The sequence below is a fragment of the Streptomyces sp. HUAS 31 genome (assembly GCF_028198125.1).
In the GTDB taxonomy this organism is placed as follows: Bacteria; Actinomycetota; Actinomycetes; order Streptomycetales; family Streptomycetaceae; genus Streptomyces; species Streptomyces chartreusis.
In genome coordinates, this window is the sequence record NZ_CP116353.1 from 1,223,317 (window position 1) to 1,240,801 (window position 17,485).

The 17,485-nt window shown below is 71.6% G+C and carries 14 protein-coding genes; all 14 read right to left on the reverse strand.

What is annotated here, in order from left to right:
- Positions 1-2 precede the first annotated feature (2 nt).
- A complete protein-coding gene (gene paaB, locus PGH47_RS05230) occupies positions 3-296 on the reverse strand; it encodes a 1,2-phenylacetyl-CoA epoxidase subunit PaaB (RefSeq protein ID WP_030957096.1) in 294 nt (97 codons plus the stop codon).
- Complete coding sequence (gene paaA, locus PGH47_RS05235) at positions 293-1,261, reverse strand: 1,2-phenylacetyl-CoA epoxidase subunit PaaA (protein ID WP_271662457.1); 969 nt, start codon at positions 1,259-1,261, stop codon at positions 293-295. Before paaA ends, paaB begins: the two co-directional genes overlap by 4 nt.
- A 155-nt stretch (positions 1,262-1,416) precedes the next feature.
- Complete coding sequence (locus PGH47_RS05240; RefSeq protein ID WP_271662458.1) at positions 1,417-2,304, reverse strand: peptidoglycan-binding protein; 888 nt, start codon at positions 2,302-2,304, stop codon at positions 1,417-1,419.
- The gene (locus PGH47_RS05245) at positions 2,304-3,851 is read right to left on the reverse strand and encodes a DUF6519 domain-containing protein (protein ID WP_271662459.1); all 1,548 of its coding nucleotides are present in this window, start codon (positions 3,849-3,851) and stop codon (positions 2,304-2,306) included. The genes PGH47_RS05240 and PGH47_RS05245 overlap by 1 nt, the downstream gene beginning before the upstream one ends.
- 78 nt (positions 3,852-3,929) lie before the next feature.
- A complete protein-coding gene (locus PGH47_RS05250) occupies positions 3,930-6,116 on the reverse strand; it encodes a hypothetical protein (RefSeq protein WP_271662460.1) in 2,187 nt (728 codons plus the stop codon).
- Complete coding sequence (locus PGH47_RS05255) at positions 6,116-9,901, reverse strand: putative baseplate assembly protein (RefSeq protein WP_271662461.1); 3,786 nt, start codon at positions 9,899-9,901, stop codon at positions 6,116-6,118. The genes PGH47_RS05250 and PGH47_RS05255 overlap by 1 nt, the downstream gene beginning before the upstream one ends.
- Entirely contained in the window at positions 9,898-13,017 is a 3,120-nt protein-coding gene (locus tag PGH47_RS05260; protein WP_271662462.1) for a putative baseplate assembly protein, read from the reverse strand. The genes PGH47_RS05255 and PGH47_RS05260 overlap by 4 nt, the downstream gene beginning before the upstream one ends.
- Positions 13,014-13,406, reverse strand: a complete 393-nt coding sequence (locus tag PGH47_RS05265; RefSeq protein WP_125526666.1) for a GPW/gp25 family protein — start codon at positions 13,404-13,406, stop codon at positions 13,014-13,016. The genes PGH47_RS05260 and PGH47_RS05265 overlap by 4 nt, the downstream gene beginning before the upstream one ends.
- Positions 13,403-13,738: a hypothetical protein gene (locus PGH47_RS05270; RefSeq protein ID WP_271662463.1), complete on the reverse strand. Its 336-nt coding sequence runs from the start codon at positions 13,736-13,738 to the stop codon at positions 13,403-13,405. The genes PGH47_RS05265 and PGH47_RS05270 overlap by 4 nt, the downstream gene beginning before the upstream one ends.
- Before the next feature lie 22 nt (positions 13,739-13,760).
- On the reverse strand, positions 13,761-14,297 hold the full coding sequence (locus tag PGH47_RS05275; protein ID WP_125526667.1) for a phage baseplate assembly protein V: 537 nt from the start codon (positions 14,295-14,297) through the stop codon (positions 13,761-13,763).
- Positions 14,298-14,349: 52 nt separating this feature from the next.
- Entirely contained in the window at positions 14,350-15,489 is a 1,140-nt protein-coding gene (locus PGH47_RS05280) for a hypothetical protein (RefSeq protein ID WP_271662464.1), read from the reverse strand.
- Positions 15,482-15,868, reverse strand: coding sequence for a hypothetical protein (locus PGH47_RS05285; RefSeq protein ID WP_271662465.1), 387 nt, complete (start codon positions 15,866-15,868; stop codon positions 15,482-15,484). Before PGH47_RS05285 ends, PGH47_RS05280 begins: the two co-directional genes overlap by 8 nt.
- A gap of 10 nt (positions 15,869-15,878) precedes the next feature.
- Positions 15,879-16,574: a hypothetical protein gene (locus tag PGH47_RS05290; protein ID WP_107911802.1), complete on the reverse strand. Its 696-nt coding sequence runs from the start codon at positions 16,572-16,574 to the stop codon at positions 15,879-15,881.
- Between the two features lie 219 nt (positions 16,575-16,793).
- On the reverse strand, positions 16,794-17,465 hold the full coding sequence (locus tag PGH47_RS05295) for a hypothetical protein (protein ID WP_271662466.1): 672 nt from the start codon (positions 17,463-17,465) through the stop codon (positions 16,794-16,796).
- Positions 17,466-17,485 lie beyond the last annotated feature (20 nt).

The window sequence follows — 17,485 nt, forward strand, 5'->3', positions numbered from 1 at the left end:
CTTCAGATGTGCGGGACGTCGTCGGGGATGTCGTAGAACGTCGGGTGGCGGTAGACCTTGTCTGCGCTGGGCGCGAAGAAGGGGTCCTTCTCGTCGCGCGTGGAGGCGGCGATGTGCTCGGAGCGCACGACCCAGATACTGACGCCCTCGTTGCGGCGGGTGTACAGGTCACGGGCGTGGGTGAGCGCCATACGGTCGTCGGCGGCGTGCAGCGAGCCCACGTGGACGTGGTTCAGCCCGCGCTTGCCCCGTACGAACACCTCGTACAGCGGCCAGTCCTTCTTGTCGGCGCTCATGCCGCCGCTCCCTTCTCCACGCGCTTGGCGGCGTGGGCGGTAGCCGCCTCCCGCACCCAGGCGCCCTCTTCATGGGCGCTCCTGCGCCGTTCCACCCGCTGGGCGTTGCAGGGTCCGTCGCCCTTGATGACCTGCATCAGCTCCGACCAGTCGGGGGTGCCGAAGTCGTGGTGGCCGCGCTCGGCGTTCCAGCGCAGTTCCGCGTCGGGCAGGGTGACGCCGAGCTTCTCGGCCTGCGGGACGGTCATGTCGACGAAGCGCTGACGCAGTTCGTCGTTGCTGTGCCGCTTGATCTTCCAGGCCATCGACTGCGCCGAGTTGGGCGAGGCGTCGTCGGGCGGGCCGAACATCATCAGCGACGGCCACCACCAGCGGTCCACGGCGTCCTGCACCATCTCCCGCTGGCCCTCGGTGCCGCGCATCATCGTCATCAGCAGCTCGTAGCCCTGCCGCTGGTGGAACGACTCCTCCTTGCAGATCCGCACCATCGCGCGTGCGTACGGCCCGTAGGAGCTGCGGCACAGCGGGACCTGGTTGCAGATCGCGGCGCCGTCCACGAACCAGCCGATCACTCCGACGTCGGCGAAGCTCATGGTCGGGTAGTTGAAGATCGACGAGTACTTCTGGCGGCCCTCGATCAGCCGGTCGGTCAGGTCGGCGCGGTCGGCGCCCAGGGTCTCCGCCGCCGAGTACAGATACAGCCCGTGCCCGGCCTCGTCCTGGACCTTGGCGAACAGGATGGCCTTGCGCCGCAGCGACGGGGCGCGGGTGATCCACTCGCCCTCGGGCTGCATGCCGATGATCTCCGAGTGGGCGTGCTGCGCGATCTGCCGGATCAGCGTCTTCCGGTAGCCCTCGGGCATCCAGTCCCGCGGCTCGATCCGCTGGTCACGCGAGATCGTCGCGTCGAAGTGCTCCTGGAGCCCCTCGTCGGCAGGCGCCTCGGCGGAGTGTGAAGTCGTCATCGATTCCCGCTTCCCAACCGACCATTCGTTCGGTATTCAGTGTGACGTGTTTCCGCCAGGGGAGCAAGACCCTTCGAGAGGCCCTTCGAGGCACGAAAACGGCCCAGGACACCCCCGCGGGGTACCTGGGCCGTTCCTGCGCACGCACGCGACCGTCACACGTTGGGCACCTTCAGCCGGTCCCAGCTGACCTTGCCGGGGATGCCGTCCGCGTCCTTGCCCTTGAAGCCGAGCTTGTGCTGCCAGGCGGTGTAGGAGCGGCGGTCGGCCTCGGTCCACTCCGGGCCCGGGCCCTCCTCGTAGCGCCCGCAGCCCTCGGCGACCAGGCGACGGCCCATCGCGGTGATGATCGGGGACTTCTGCCCGATGTGGAAGAAGCCGCTGCCCGGGAAGGGCTCCAGCCTGGGCTTGGGAGCGGGCTTCGGGTCCGGCTCGGGCGCTCCCCCTCCCCCGCCCTTGAGGCGCTGCGCGATCCGCTTGCGCATGCCGTCCATGGTGAAGCCGCGCGGGTCCTGCTTGCCGGGCTGCCACTCCTTGTGCCCGATCACGGAGCGCTCGCTCCAGCCGTGGTGGCGGCAGATGGCGGCGGAGACCTTCTCGATGGCCTCCTTCTGCGCCTCGGGCCAGGGGTCCTTGCCGTCGCCGAGGTTGACGCACTCGAACCCGTAGAAGTGGGCGTTGCCGTCGGTGTCGGCCTCGTTGTCGTGCGGCAGCCTGGACTCGTTGATCACGGCGCGCAGGACGTCGCTGTCGCCGAGGCCGGCGTGGTTGGCGCGGCCGTTGCCGACGAGGTGGATGTGGCCCTGCTTGTCGATGACGCCGTGGCACAGCGGGCCGGGCAGGCCGGAGTAGCCGTTGTAGCAGATGCTCACCGAGTTCTCGGTGCCCTTGGTGACGGTGTGGTGGATCATCACGCCGTTCACCGGGCCCCAGGGGCCCTTGCTGTTGCGGTTGTGGGTGCGCCAGCTGCGGACCTCGTGGACCGTGAGGCCCTCCTTGCGAAGGATCTCCACCAGCTTGGACGCGCTCAGGGGCTTCGCCATCACTCGTCTCCTTCCGCCGCGGCCTCCGCATCGGCCGTGGTCTGCGACCTCCCGCCGGACGGGTCCTCCGCCAGTTGCTCCTCGCGGCGGGCCTGTTCCTCGGCCGCGAGCGTCGCCTCGTCCGCCGCCGGAATACTGCTGGCCAGCGGGTTGAACGCCAGGCGCAGGTCCACGGTGCCGCCCTCGCCCTTGACCAGCGCGAGCGGCGCGAAGCCGCGCGCGATGCCGGAGGGACCCTGGAGCAGGGGACGCCGGGCCGCGTCCGAGGGCCACTCGACGCCGCCGGTGGCGGTGCGGGCGGGGACGATCCAGTGGTCGCCCGTGCGGTACGCGGCACCCTTGGCGAAGTACACCTCGACCCCGTCCTCCAGCGGCAGCCACTCCCCCTCCGCGACGGGGACGGCCCCGCCCTTCAGGGCGGTCGTACGGCCCTTCCGCCGCGGTCCGTCGTGGTGGTCCCAGCGGCGCAGGAACGGGTTGAGGTGCGACAGCCGGCCGACGGACGGGTCGGGCTCTGCGCTGAGGCGGACGCGGCGGCCCGGCAGGTCCAGCTCCTCGACCCGCAGCAGGGGCAGGGGCTCGAGGCGGGAGGCGTAGGCGGTGTCCACGAGTTCGACGTGGTCGCCGACGTCCAGGTCCAGCTTGTCGTCGTGGCCGAGGGAGGCCAGCTGCACCCATGTGCCGTCGAGTTCGTCGACGGGGAAGACCACCGAGCCGTTCTCGCGGGACCACTTGAAGGTGGCGTCCTTCGCCTCGCCGCCCGCGTGCACCTCCACGCGGTACAGCTGGTTCTCCTGGCCGCGGTAGCGGGCGTCCGGCTTGACCAGGCAGGGGTCCTCGTCGGCGTGGTCGGGCCGCTCGCTGCGGGCGGCCAGGCGCGCGCTCGGTGCGGCCTGCTTCTGCGCCCACTTGTCGAAGGCGGCCCGCACGACCTCCTTGGACGGGTCGCCGTCCTCGATCTCCAGCGCGGCCAGCGACAGCGGCAGCACCTGCCAGACGACCTTCACGCGGGCCGCGGTGTCCGGCATCGCGGCTCCGAGGGCGACCTCGCGCAGGGCGGGGTCCTCGGCGGCGGAGACGGCGCGCTCCCACACGCTCAGGTAGACCACGAACGGTGTCTGCGCGGGCGACGGCAGCCGGTCGCCGGGCTTCTCCGGGTCGCGGAAGCCGTCGGGCTGGTCCCAGTAGGTCCAGTACGCGGGCGGTGCCGCGGTCTCCTGGTCCTCGGCGTCCTCGTCCGGGACCGGCACGCCGGGCGCCGGGCGGGTCGCGTCGAGCAGGATGCCGTCGACGTAGTACCGGCCGCCGTGGATGTGGAGCGTGTCGATGTCGTGCTTGCCGCCGATGTAGTCGATCTTGAAGCCGGCGGCGTCGCGCGGTCCGCCGTGCCGGCCGATCAGGTCGGCGGCGAGAGTGCGGGCCTGGTGCAGCTGGATCGCGGTCTGCTCGTTGATGTCGGCGTCGAGCTGGACGCGGCCCTGCTGGGCGATGACCGCCGAGTACCGCCGCTGCGGGCGGAACGTGAGGCGGGAGAGATCAGCATGCATGAAGGGGGTCCCCCTGGTTCAGGAAAGTGCGGGTGGGGCTTACGGCGGCGGCGCGCATGTCTTGGCTCATGTCCCGCCTCACGTCACGAAGAAGATCCCGGCGTCGGTACCCGCCGGGGTGTACTCCGCGAGCCGCGCCCTGAGGCCGTCCTCGCGCTGCGGCCGGTACAGGTCGTGGAAGGCCCCCATCTCGGCGCCGTCGTCCGAGCCGCGCCGGATCTCCTCGGCAGACCGGTCGGCCAACAGCCCGTACCAGGGCGTCCCGTAGCGCTCGGAGGTGAACAACGGCCTTGCACGACCGGCCTGTTCGGGCCCGGCGAGGTCCGGCCGGCAGCGGAACCGGCGCGGGGTGCGCGACCCCGGCGGCACGTACGAGTACCGGATGCAGCCGATGCCGCGCCGGGCCACGTGGAGGCGGCCGGTGAGGATCGAGTTCTCGGCGATCTCCACGGCGTGGGTGAAGATCTCGCCGATGACCGTGGTGCGGTGCAGGTGCAGCACCGCGTGGGCGTGGCGGCAGTCCGGCGCCGAGAGGGCCTCGCGGCCGGGGCCGGTGGCGTCGAGGATGCTGTCGCGCAGGTGGATGCCGAGGGGGTCCTCGCTCACCTCGTCGCCGATGACCTCGATGGTGCCGAGGATGCTGTGCTCGATCTGGAGGCACGCGGTGGTGCGCTCCAGGACGATGCTGGGTTCCTCGGGCGAGTGCGGGTCGCACTCGGGCTCCAGCGACCAGCCGGGCACGAGCGTGGAGTGCCGCACGACGACTGCGCCCATGGGGCCGGTGACGTTGATGCCGCGGCCGGCGACCAGCAGACCGTCGAGGACGATGCGGGGCCGCTCGTGCGGGGCGCAGTCCTCGGACACCGCGCGGATGTTGAGGGCGTCGGGCCGGTTGCTGTACCAGTCGAGCAGACGGATCACCGGGCGGGTGCCCTCGGCCGCGCGGACCTCCAGGCGGTCGCCGGGGTCGAGGTCGAAGTCCAGCTGCTCCTGGTAGGCGCCGCTGTGCGTGATCTCGATGATGCCGTCGGGGCCGGTCCGGTCGGCGCGCCGGTCGTGCTGCCAGGCCCGGTAGGCGTCCATGATCTGCCGGAAGCGCTGTCCGGGCCCGACCCGGTAGACGTCGGCCTCGGGTCGCGGCTCGCGGTCGGGGCGGTCGTACTCGCCGCCGCCCATGTCCGCGCCGAACGCGTGGTGGTAGTCCACCCACACGCCCTGCCGGGGCGCCGACCTCGCCCCGAACGCGATCCGCCCGAGTTCCGGGTCGACGGCGACCTGTCCGCGCCTGGGCCGGTAGCGCCAGTCGGACAGGTCGGCGACCACGATGTCGGAGGGCGGTACGGGCTGGTCCTCGCCGTCGCGCCGGATGACGAGGCTCTTGCCGGGGCCGTAGTAGTCGGTGAGCCGGTCGTGCAGTTGGCGGCGGGTGACGAACGCCGGGACGTTGTCGATGGTCGCGATGTGCGTGGGCGACGGCTCCGGGAACGGCTTGGTGACCAGCGGGGTGTCGTTGCCCAGGATCGAGAAGGTGTACAGGTTGCGGGCGCGGTCGATGCAGTACGCCGGGGACTGGGTCAGCGAGTGCGCCTTCAGCCGCCAGACGAACAGCGCCACGCCCGCCGGGGTCCAGCCACCCTGCCGGTGACGGGAGTCGGCGCGGCGGACGTCGGCCGTGCGGGCCGAGGCGCCGAAGGGGCCACCGGCCAGATCCAGCGCGGAGTTGTCGCGCAGGTCGAGGAGCCGACCGCGGGTGCCCCGGTGGACGCCCGTGTCGCCGTGCAGCTTCACCGGCTGGGTGTGAGCCACCTGCCGGGACAGCTCGACGGCGCGGGCGGGCCAGCCGGTGACCTGGTCGGAGAGTTCCTCCAGGAGGTGGAGGGTGCCCTTGCGGCGGCGGTTGGCGACGGTGGCGGCCACGTCGGCGCGCGGGGCGACCGCCTCGGCGAGGGCGGCGCGGCCACCCTCGTGCAGGCCGGCCGTCAGGACCCGCTCGTAGCCGGGCAGGGTGCGATAGCCGACCAGGTCGCCGAGGTACGGCAGCACCCAGGGCGCCGCCGTCTCCACGAACAGGTCCTCGTAGCCCTGCTCGACACCGTCACGGACCCGGTCGAGCTGCTCGGCGATCACCGCGAGCAGCGCGCGCAGCGGTTCGCCCTCCTCGGCGTCGCGCAACAGGTGCCAGCGGGGCAGGAGCGCGGCGAGACCGTCGGGTTCCCTGGACGTGGCCGCCGGGGAAGCCGTCTCCAGTTCGACGTCCGGGGACATCACTTGACCTCCGTCAGAATCAGGGTGTCCGCGGCCTTCGGCGACAGCATCGCGAGCCGGGCCGGGCGGATGCCGCGGAAGACGAACACCGAACGGCCCTTCGCCAGGCGCCGGGTGTCGGTGATGTCGGGGTTCAGGCGCAGGAGTTCGGCGAGCGCGACGCCGTACCTGGCGCAGATCTCGGAGAGCGTCTCGCCGTTCGCGGCGCGGACCGTGTGGGTCCGCTCGTCGTACGTCGCCGGGTGCGCCGGGACCGATGCCTTGGGCGGGCCGGGATCGGTGAGGATTCCGGCCAGCTCCTCGGGCGTGGCGGACGCGGGGACGCCGGTGAAGACGTCGACGTCCATGTAGTCGACACCGGGCACCGAGTGGGCGGTGGCGAGGACGTCGGAGAGCCGGGCGGGCCTGCCCAACTCCCGTCCCTCGTAGCCGAGTCGGGCGAGCAGCGCCTGTCGCAGTCGCGGCTCCACGAACTCCCACGCGTGATCGGGGGCGACCTTCACCTTGGCGGCGACGAGCAACAGCACGAGTTCACGTACGTCCACCCGGACGGGGAGGTTCAGGTCCCCGTACTCGGTCAGGGCGCCACGCAGCGCGCGCAGCGTGTCCGAGTCGCCGTCGATCGGGACGTCGTCCGTACCCGCGACCGTCACGTGCAGCACCCGCCGTCGCCCGTCGAAGAGTTCGCGCACGGCGGCCCGGCCGATGCCTGCGCGGGAGCGGGCGAAGTCCTCGTAGTCGGACTCGGAGACCAGCCGGTCCAGTGCGGATACGGCGAGCGGGATCGTCCGGCGGGTCAGACCGGGGCCGTCGGCGTCCGCTCCGCCCTTCGCCGGGCGCGGGTTGGTCACCTGGGTGACGCCGAGCGGCCGGGTGAGGGGCTGGGTGACGCGGTCGGCGGCGACGTTGGCCGCCCTGCCCGTGCCGAAGCGGTAGCGGGCGCGGATGTTCTCGTGCCCGGAGGGCAGCCGGGCACCGTTGATCCCGTCGCCGAAGGTCACGGTCGTACGGCCGTCGGCGGTGGAGCCGGTGATGAAAACCCGCTCGCCGGGGCCGCGTCCGGCGAGGCTGTCGACCTCGTGCCACAGGACGCCGTCGACCCGGATCTCCAGCACCGGTGTGGCGCCGAGGGGGTTGTCGTCGGCGAGCCAGGTCAGCGGGGACTGCCAGAGCGCGAACGTCTGGTTCACCCGGTCCGAGTCGCCGCTGCCGATGGCCTCCTCGCGGCTCTCGCCGTGGGTGGCCTCGACGACGTTGCCGAGGACCTTGACCGTCTCGCGGCGGTAGCGGTGAGCGAGATCGGCGGTCAGGGTGAGGCGGGTGTGGACATGGTCGCCGGGCAGTTGCGGGTCGACGGCCGGGTCCGCGGCGGCGATGACGACGACCTCGGTGGCCTTCACGCCGGCCGTGCCCGGGATGTCGCTGCGCTCTCCGCTCACCATGAGCGTGCGGCCGGGCCGCAACCCGTCGTACAGCTCGGCGAGTTCGATCTCGTTGCCGTGCACGTCCTCGCCGAGCGGTTCGTCGGCGAGGCGCAGCGGCTCGCCGGCCGCGTGCACCGTGGTGTCGCGGATGTGCGAGAGCAGTACGTCGAACTCGTCCAGCCAGGGGTCGGCGAGGGTGAGTTCGGTGCCGCGCCCGGTGATGCCGTAGTTGGAGTACGCCGCCGTACGAGCCGAGACCACCTGGGTGGTGACGAACGCGAGCTTGGCGTCGCCGGGGATGCCGTCCTGGGCGCCCTTCGCGGGGCGCCGGATCGCGACCCAGCTGCCGACCGTGATGCCGGTGTGGACCGTGTCCAGCTGGAGGACGCGACGGTTGAGCGGCTCAGGCTTGCTGGCGATCACGACCTCGACGTTGGGCTCGGTCGTGCCCACCGTGTACTTGAGGCTGATCTCGTACTCGCCGTGCGTGATCTGCTCGTTCGCGCCCGGCCGCAGCGGGACCTGCACGGAGGTGCCGTTGTGGACACCGACGTGGACCAGACCCTCGTCGTCCGGCCGGGACACGAAGAAGGTGCGCTGGGGCAGACCCGACTGGAAGCGCGCCGTGACGCCGGGGTCCTGGGAGTCGGTGGGGCGCCGGTTCAGCCAGTTCAGGTCGCGGTCCTGACCGGAGCGCACGGACAGCTCGACCTGGCCCGAGCCGAGCGGGAAGGTCAGCGGCTGGGCGACGGGCAGGTTCTCCGCACGCTGGTCGGAGCTGCTGCCCTCGACGTACTGGAACTCGGCACGGACCGGCGTCCGCCCCGACGTGTCGTACACGACGCGCATGCTCGCGAGGACGGCACCGGTGAGGGGCCAGTCGGCGGTACGGATGACCCGCCCGCGGTCGTCCTGGACGGGCTTGAGCGGGGCCGTGGCGCCGAAGGGGGCGGCGGTGACCCGCATGGCGAGCAGTTCGCGGAGGAGTTGGGGGGCCCTGGGGGCGGCGGCGGTGCGCCAGGCCGGGTACAGGGCGTCGAGGGAGGGGTTGAGGGCGGAGAGCAGCCGGGCGGTGTCGGTACCGGGTCGCTGGGAACCGGTACCGCCGCGCGGGGCGGGAGCGGCGGCCCGCAGGGCGGGAAGTACAGCGCCGAGCGCTTCAAAAGCAGCGGCACGCGAATCTTTTGGGGGCGCGGGGAACTGCTCGACAAGCCCCCGCGGCGCTGCGGACGAATCACTCTGCGCAGGTGCCAACTCCAAAGCACGCTCAGCAAGTTCCGCAAGCACCGCCTCCAACTGCTCGAACCAGGCGGCAACATCCTCGTACGGCTCGGCCAACACCTGAGCCTCACCGAGACGCGCCACCGGCTCCGCAAGCCGCGCAGCCAGCCGCTCAGGACTCCTGATCCCGTCCAGATCTCCCCGCAGCGGCGCGAGCACCTGGTCCTCGAAGTCCTCGATCAGCCGGCTGACCGGCCGGGGGCTGGGCACCTCGGGCGTGGGAGGTTCGTCGCCCGGCTCCCCCGGCGCAACCGGCGCGGCGGTCCAGCGCCGTACCTCGTCGACGAGTTCCCTCAGCGTCGGCGGCGCCGACTTCGGCAGGGAGATCGCCGTGATCTCGTCCTCCCGGTCGACCCGTGCCTTGGCGACCGGCAACAACTTACGCTCGCCACCCGCTTGTTCGCCGAAGACGAAGAGAAGCTGGTCGCCGGTCTGGAGCGAGTTGGCCGTGCCCTCGACGAAGAGCTCCGATCGGCGCTCCAGGTCCGCGGGAGTGACGAGGGAGGGGCGCCTGCGGCGCACTTTGAGCTCGTTCCAGTCCCAGCGTGCCGTCAGGTCACGGCTGGTCTCGAAGGTCAGTGACTGCTCGTCGGCCGAGGCCGGCACGCTGTGGCTGCGGGCGCCGCGCGGGATCAGCACCGGCAGCGCCTCGGCGCGCGGGTCGCGCTCCAGGGTGTACGCCAGGTGCGTGGCGGCGGCGACGCCGGGCCGCGGGCGGTGGCCGACGAGGCGGCCGAGCAGGACCAGGGAGCGGTGCTCGTCGGCCGTACGGATGTAGGCCTCGTCGGCGATCCGCTCGGAGTGGAAGGTGAGCAGGTCGCCCAGGACGGCGGTGGCTTCGAGCAGGCCGATCGCCGGGTCGTCGGGGGTGCGCACGGTGAGGCCCTGGAGGGCCGGGTACGCGGGTGAGGCGAGCCGGTCGAGCAGGGCCGCGCGGAAGGAGCCGTACTCGCCGACGCGGTAGTCGAGCGCGGTGCGGCCGGGCGGGTTGTGCACGGCGGCCGGGGCGAGACGCTCGTCGTGGCCGCCGCGGCAGGCGCCGCCGCAGCCGCAGTCGTCCGTGATCGGGACCTCGGTCATCGCGCACCTCCCAGGGATATCGCCAGCCGGCCGTTCTCCGGCCGGTCCGGGTCGTTGTCGCAGGTGGCGATCTCCAGCGGGCCGAGCCGCAGCACGCCGTCCTCCTTCTCTCCTCGGTCCGGTTCGAACAGCCTGCGCAGCCGGGTGACCTGGACGCTCTCCACGCCGGGCACGGCGGCCGCGACGGCGACCAGCCGGCTCAGCCGCACCGGCTCGCCGAAGGTCAGCGCGTCCGGGTGGAAGAAGCCCCGCATTCCGCCACCGAGCACACCGCTGCCGAGTACGCGGTACAGCTCGGCCAGGATCTGCCCGTGCTGGTGGCCGGGCGCGGCGCAGACGGTGAGCGCGATGTCCAGCGGGACGAGCCGCGCGGCGCCGACGACGAGGTCGTGACCGATACGCCGGTACGGCTCCAGGGCCTGCTCGACCGACGCCAGCAGGTCGGCGGACGGGGTGCCGGTGCCCTGCGCGTCGACCGCTATGTGTGCCTCCTGGACGCTGCCGGTCCACCGGAGCTCGGCCGCCGCGCGCTGGACGCCGGGCAGGGCGCCGGCGAGGGCCGCGTAGTCCTCGGCGGTCACCGCGCGCAGCCGGGTGCGGCGCAGGTCGAGCGGGGCCAACTGGCGTACCTGTTCGACGGGTTCGGGTTCCGTGCCGCCGACGGCGGGCAGCGGGTTGCGGACCACGGCGGCCGGCGGGGGCGTGCAGTCGGACTGGACGACCAAGTGGTTGATGGCCTCCGCGCCGACGTTCCCGGCGATGCCGCCGCCGAGGCGGTAGTGCGCGGCGAGCCGTGATCCCGGCGTGGGCCCGGCGCCGTGGCGTCCGTCGCCGAAGCGCAGGGCGAGCCGGCCGTCGTCCTCCAGTTCGCCGACGAAGTGCCGGTCACGCAGGCCGCTGTCGAGCAGGTCGCGGCGCGGTTCCCAGGTCTCGTCGTCGCCCGCGTGCAGGCGTACGGCGGGCAGGGCGCGACGCGGGTCCTGCCCGAGCGCGGCGGTCGCGGAGCCCCGCAGCACCGGCTCCTCGGGGTGCAGCCCGGCCGCGTAGGAGGGACCCCAGCTGTGGGCGATCTCCCAGGCGATGTGCCCGTCGAGGACGGTGCCGGCGCGGGCACGGGCCGTGAGGACCTCGATGCGGCGCAGCTTGGCGTCGAGCAACTGGTCACTGCGGAACAGCAGTTCGCGCAGGGCCCGGACGGGATGCCGGCGCAGCTCGATGCGCTCCAGGATCCGCAGTCCGTAGATCACCGTGAGCTCGGCGATCTCCTCGTCGGCGAGGCCGTCCCGGTCGCGGGCGCTGCGCCACAGCTCGACGAGCCGCTGCCGCACCCGCCCCGGGATCGCGCCGATCCGCGCGGCCTGCCCTGCGGCGACGGTGGCCGGCTCGGGGAACGGCACCGCCTGGGTGACGGGCGCCCGTCCGAGGACCGGGCGGAAACGGGGCCGGATGGCCGGGTACACGGACTGGGCGAGCAGCGTGCGCAGGGCGGCGGCCTGGGCGTACGCCGTACCGGGCACGACGCGTTCGTGGCGCTGGCCGGCGCGCTCCAGGCCGAGTCCGGCACGGTTGGTCGCGGCCTCTCCGACGACCTCGAAGAGTTCGCGGATGTCGTCGGGCGTCAGTGCGTCGCCCGACTCCGTCCTGTCCGTGAGGGAGTTGACGAGCCGGGCGGGCGCGTTGCCCTCCTCGCGGTCGTGGCAGCCGAAGGCGGGCCCGTCGCAGGGGGCGACCTCGGCGGGGACCTGCGGGACGGTGAACGTCTCGGGGAGCCCGTGGAGCGTACGGCCGTGGTCGACGAGGACGACGTTGCCGCGGGCGAGGGACACGTCCTCGACCGGCAGGCAGTCGCGGCCGCCGCGCGTGGTGAGGCAGAGCGGGAAGCGCAGGGCGTCCTCGGCGACCCAGGTGATCTCCAGGACCGGCTGGTCCTCGATGCGGTCCACGGCCGGGGTGACGGAGGTGAGGCGGACGGCCTGCCGGTGGCTCGGGTCGGCGTCGCCCGGGGTGCCGGTGCGCGGCCCCTTGACCTCCTCCAGGACGAGCAGGTCGCCCGGCCGCAGGTGGAGCCGGCGGTCCCGGCAGGTCTCCTGGTCGACCCATTCGTCGCGCAGGGTGGCGGAGGTGGCGCCCTTGGGCAGGGTGCAGACCTCGCCGCCCCATGTCCACAGCCGGATCGCGTTGTGCGCGGCGCGCAGCTCCAGCGGGTCCTCGGTGACGACGGGTTCGAAGACCTCCACCGAGCCGCGCTCGTCGAGGTCGCCGAGGTCGGTCTCGTCGATGACGGTGCCGGGCTCGGGGCGGTCGTGCGGGTCGAGGGTGCGCACGTCGACGGAGGCGAAGCGGAAGGTGCCCGGGGCGAGCGTGTGGTCGCCCGCGGTCTCGACGGCGACGTACGCGCGGGCGGTGCAGCCGTCGTGCATCGCGTAGTCGATGAGCCGTACGTGCCGCTGCACGGAGACGCGCCGCCGTGCGGTGTCGAGGTAGGCCTCGGTGGCGACCGCGTCCTGCTGGTGGCTGATCTGGTCACCGGTGTACGCGAGCAGCTCGACGAGGGTGACACCCAGGTCGGCGGGGTTGCGTTCGACCCAGTCGGGCGTGGTCAGCGCGAGCCGGTCGAGGAGCAGCTTGCGGATGGTGTCGTAGTCGCGGGCGGTGTAGTCGATGACGGGCGTGGCCGGGAACTCCGGGGCGTCGTGCCCGTCCTCCTTGCAGTCGAAGGGGGTCGGGCAGTCGGGCCGGAAGGCGAAGGTCGCGCTGTGGTAGCGCTGGTCGAAGCCGCGGTACGGCTGCGTCCCGGGCCGTCCGTACGGGTCGGTCTCGACGAGGGAGAGCCGGTAGCGGGAGGTGTCGCCGGCGCGGTCGAGGGTGACGTAGAGCCGGTCGTCGAGCTCGGGGTCCTCCTCGCGCTCCACGCTGACGTCCACGGCGGTGATGCCGGTGATGCGGCGGCCGCCGTCGATGCGGACGTTCTCGGGGCCGAGGCCGTGCGGCGCCTTCCCGAGGAAGCTGACGGTGAGCAGCAGGCCGTCGTCGGAGACCTCGACGGCGTCGACGCCGTTGAGTTGGGCGGCCCGGACCTTGGCCCGGCGGGAGGGGGTGGTGGTCGTCCCGGTCATGCCGCGGCCCTCCCTTCGAAGACGTCGTCGCGCCGGGCGCCGTCGGCGCGCACGACGTACGACAGATACACACGGACGACGTTGTCCTCGCTGATCACGTCGAGGGCCTCCACGTCGATGAGGTCGCCGAGCCAGCGCTGGAGGGAGGCCTGGACGGAGAGTTCGAGGGTGCTGATGAGTTCCGGGCTGGTCGGCGCGAAGACCAGGTCGAGGAGTCCGCAGCCGAAGTCGGGCCGCATCACGCGCTCGCCGGGGCTGGTGAACAGCAGCTGCTCGATGAGGTCGTGGACGTGCTCGCCGCGGGTGGCGTGCGCGGTACGGCCGCGGCGGTCGGCGCGGAACGGGAACGCGATGTCGCTGCGGGGGCGCCCGCTCGGGTGGCGGCTCATCGGACGGTGACCTTTCGCTGCGCGGCCTGGAGTACGGGTGGGCCCTGTGGCACCAGGGCCGCGCTGAAACACTGGGCCGCGGAGGTGTCGAGCAGCACGGGCCGGCCGTCGACGGTGACGCCGCTGCCGTCGGCGGTCCAGCGGGCCGTCACGCACGGTGCGGGCACGCCGTCGACGGTGTGCGGGCAGCCCGTGACGACGTAGCTGTGGGCGGCGGTGGCGACGGCGGCGCCCGCGAGGCGTACGCCGCCGGAGGCGGTGGTGGCGGGCGCGACGCGACCGCCGTGCGGACAGCCGATCACGGCGTCGGCGTCGAGCAGACTCCCGGACATCTCTTCTGTTCCCCCGTCTTTGTCATCGCTTGGAGAGCACGGTCAACTGGCCCTCGTTGATGGTCACTTCGTTGCCGCGCAGCAGGATCTCGGCGCCCGCGCCGGTCGAGATGACCACGGCCTCCCTGGTGATACGGATGTACGCGCCGCCCTGGGCCTGGAGCAGGATTCCCTGCTCGGCGCCGGCGGTGTCGTTCATGACGAGCTTGTGCGCCTGGGGCGTCTGCACGACGACGGGCTTGTTCGGTGAGTTGCCCTGAAGCTCCCGTCGTGCGTCGGGCGGCAGTTCCTCGGCCGCGCCGTACCAGCACCCGGTCCACACCGGGAAGCTCGGATCCCCCTGCTCGAACTCCACCCACACGCCCGCGCCCGGCGGCGGCACCACGAACTGCCCCGACTCAGGGCCGGTGAACGGCAGGCAGGGCAGCGCCCAGGTGGACGGCTCGTTGCCGAGGACGTCCGGGACCTCGACGGTGATACGGCCGATGCGCAGCGGGTCGTCGTTGCTGACGACCCGGCCGCGGAACTTGCCGAGGTAGCGATTGCTGGGTGCCGCCATGGTGGAGTTGCTCCTGGTCGATGGGTCGTGAGTGCGTGCTGTGCTTCTTGTGTCATGGCCGGACGTAGTCGCTGCGCGCTTCGAGGCCCTCCCTGGAGAGGGTGAAGTTCTGCTGGTACGAGCCCGGACGGAGGTTGTGCGTGACGGACTTGACGAAGTAGTCGCCGTCGTACGCCCGCCCCGAGCCGCGTACGCCGACGAGCTGGCGGGGCTGGAGGATGTAGCCGTGCCGGATGACGTCGAGCGAGCCGGAGCCGGAGACGACGTCGGCGGACACGGCGGCACGGGCGAGGAGTTCGGCCTCGGCCTGTTCGCGCTGCTGCTTGGCGGTGCCGGAGAGCGTCCTGCGTTTGAGGGCCGGGGTGGGCCGCCTGCCGAGGGGCGGGCGCAGCGGGCTGATGGCCGGCTGCGGGAGCAGGTCCGACTGCCGGGTCTCGGGGTTCTGCCAGCGGGCCTGCGGTTCTTCGCGTGCGGTGCCGTCGTAGGCGAACGTCAGCTGGTCCACGGTGGAGTTGGCGTCCATGTTGACGTTGAGGGCGTGCTGGCGGATCCCGAGGCGGACCTCGGGTCCCCAGCGGGCGCTCGACTGGCCGGGGTTGGGTCCGGGTTCGAGGTAGAAGGTGTAGCCGTTGGCCCGCGCGAGCTCGGTGACGTACTGCAGGTCGGTGCCGGTCTGGTAGTGCACGCGGAGGTCCTGGTGCGGGGGTTGGGCGACCTTCTCGGTGTAGACGTCGGGCCGGATGCCGTAGTCGGAGTAGCGGCGCAGGATGGCGAGGACGCGCTCGGAGGGCGGCAGGTTCGGGTACCGCGCGGTGCGCTCCTCCAGGTCCATGAGGAGGGTCAGGTCCTCGCCGGTGACGGTGAGGGTGGAGTGGCCGGGCTGGTTGCTGGCGCCGACCTCGTGCCGTACGACGAGACCGTCGAAGAGCACGTCCGAGGTGCCCTTGACGGAAACGGTGACGACAAGACGCGTCTTCGGATCGAAGAACCCTTCGGGGAGCAGCCGTCGGCTGATGAGCCCGTTCTTGGTGAGGTCGAAGGCGAGCTGAAACCCGCTCCGCTCCCCGGCGGTGGCGGTGATCTGGGCGGACAGCAGGGCCTCGGTCACCTCGGCCGGGACGGGCCGGGCGAGCTTGGGCCCCATCAGGAGCGTGATGTGGACGGGGCCCTGCCCCACGGGCAGATCAAACACGCCGGTCTCCCCTGCCGCCGGGGAACCCGCCGGCGAGCGGGATGTCGATGACGCGGCCCGCCTCGTCGGTCAACTCGCGTGGGTCGAGTACGGGGTTGGCGTCGGCGATCTGCCACCACTGGGAGGGGTCACCGAAGTACCGCTGCGCGAGCAGGTCGGGACGCTCGCCGGCGCCGACGGTGTGCGGCTGGGTGAGGTCGCTGTCCGGGCCGGTCGGGTCGAGCGGGGGCAGCAGGCGGCGCTTGGTGTACCGCACCTCGGTCCCGTCGGGCTGCCGGTGAATCCCGATCTCGGCGTCGTGGTAGCGGCTGGTGCGGGGGTAGGGATGGGCGCCCGGTATCGCGTCGAGGGCGTTCTCGTAGGGCTCTGTCTCGGCCATGGGTGTCTCCTCAGCCCCTTCCGATCACGACGTTGGTTCCGAGGCCGCCACCGAGCCCGAGCGAACCGAGGCCACCACCGCGCGCGGCCGCCGCGAGCCGCTCCTTCTGAGCGAGGTGCGCCATGTACAGGTCCGCTCCGCGGTGGCCGGCGGGGAGATCGCTGACGGTGAGGATCTTCATGCCGATGCTGAGGGAGGCACGGATGGGGTTGAGATTCACGTCGAAGGCGGACTCGTTGACTGACAGCTCGGTCAGCCGCACGGGCATGACCCGCTTGCTCCCCCAGGTGAACAACGTCAGCGGCATCTCGATCGGACTGATCTCGATGGCCCCCTTCTGGGACAGCTTCATCGCCGCACGCAGCTGCGCGGTGGTCGGCTGCACCAGCATTTCGAGCGTGGCGAGCTGCGGATGAATCCCATCGGGCGCGGCAACTTCGAACTGATCGGTGGCGTCGATCTCAGCGGTGAACTTCCAGGTCTCCTGGGCGGGGCCCTTGAGCCGGAGAGCCTCGTTACGGTCCCCGCTGCCGGTCCCGCCGCCACCGGCGTCTCCACTGTCCCCGGCGGATTGCGGGGAGACGCTGCGCTCCAGGGTGTCCGGGTTGAACTGCAGGACGATGATGCGCTGCGGGGTGCCGGTGTCGGGGTTGACGACGACTATTCCGGAGCGGATGGGTTTGGGGATGTCGGCGTAGCGGGTCACGGCCTGGCCTCCATGCGATGGGTGAGGTTCGGAGACCTCCAGGCAGGAAGGATTGTGGGCAGCACATCTTCAGTGCTGGGGTGCCGCCATCCCAAGTCTCCGTCAATGAGGGCGAATTGCTGCATGCGTGGAACGTCTGAGTTGCTCATTGGCGTGGCGTCACCTCCCTTCGCCGTACTTCGGTCCGAATGTGCGTGAAATCGTGCGTGCCGAGGTGAGTCACAGCCGCTCTTCCCCGCGCTCCTGCAAGGGCGTGTAGTCGTAATCCGGAAACACCTGCGGCAGGACATCCAGCATTCTCGCGATCCGATCAGCGGTCCGCTCGAAATCCCAGTCGTCGAGCGGCGCCTCGGTGAAGAGATGCTGCCAGCCGAACGCACCCCTGGTAAGGCGGAGGTTTTCCATATAGGTGCCGTAGTCGATATCCATCAGCCACATTCCTCGCACGTGATCAGAAAACCAGATCTCGGGAGTCATCACTCCAGGCTGAATTCGGATGGCGCCGAATGAACCGGCTCCCGTGAACGGGGCATCATCAATGACGTGAAGCTCCGCTCCGATGCGCCGCTCCTCGTCCGAGTAGAGAGAGTCATCGAAGCCGGGCGAGTTCTCACGCACAGCCTTGGAAAGAGGAGTGAGGAAGAATTCACCGGTGACTGCCGGGTAAGGATCTACGGTCTGCCACTGGCTTCCGATTTCGGAGAACCGAACGGACCGCTCATAGATGGATGGTTCGAGGATTACGTCCTCCCCCGCGCTTCCAGGAACAGGCGGAACGGCATCCAGGAGCAGCGGCCCCTGGGTGTCCCGAAGTACGCGCACCCCGGAATTCTGCCGAAGCTCCTCCTGAATTCGGGACCATTCCTGCTCCCAGTCCGTCAAGTTCTGCATTCCGTATTTCCTCACGATCA

Coding starts and splice junctions, on each gene's coding strand:
- paaB (WP_030957096.1), bottom strand. CDS start 296: ATGAGCGCCGACAAGAAGGACTGGCCGCTGTACGAGGTGTTCGTACGG.
- paaA (WP_271662457.1), bottom strand. CDS start 1,261: ATGACGACTTCACACTCCGCCGAGGCGCCTGCCGACGAGGGGCTCCAG.
- PGH47_RS05240 (WP_271662458.1), bottom strand. CDS start 2,304: ATGGCGAAGCCCCTGAGCGCGTCCAAGCTGGTGGAGATCCTTCGCAAG.
- PGH47_RS05245 (WP_271662459.1), bottom strand. CDS start 3,851: ATGCATGCTGATCTCTCCCGCCTCACGTTCCGCCCGCAGCGGCGGTAC.
- PGH47_RS05250 (WP_271662460.1), bottom strand. CDS start 6,116: ATGTCCCCGGACGTCGAACTGGAGACGGCTTCCCCGGCGGCCACGTCC.
- PGH47_RS05255 (WP_271662461.1), bottom strand. CDS start 9,901: ATGACCGAGGTCCCGATCACGGACGACTGCGGCTGCGGCGGCGCCTGC.
- PGH47_RS05260 (WP_271662462.1), bottom strand. CDS start 13,017: ATGACCGGGACGACCACCACCCCCTCCCGCCGGGCCAAGGTCCGGGCC.
- PGH47_RS05265 (WP_125526666.1), bottom strand. CDS start 13,406: ATGAGCCGCCACCCGAGCGGGCGCCCCCGCAGCGACATCGCGTTCCCG.
- PGH47_RS05270 (WP_271662463.1), bottom strand. CDS start 13,738: ATGTCCGGGAGTCTGCTCGACGCCGACGCCGTGATCGGCTGTCCGCAC.
- PGH47_RS05275 (WP_125526667.1), bottom strand. CDS start 14,297: ATGGCGGCACCCAGCAATCGCTACCTCGGCAAGTTCCGCGGCCGGGTC.
- PGH47_RS05285 (WP_271662465.1), bottom strand. CDS start 15,868: ATGGCCGAGACAGAGCCCTACGAGAACGCCCTCGACGCGATACCGGGC.
- PGH47_RS05295 (WP_271662466.1), bottom strand. CDS start 17,465: ATGCAGAACTTGACGGACTGGGAGCAGGAATGGTCCCGAATTCAGGAG.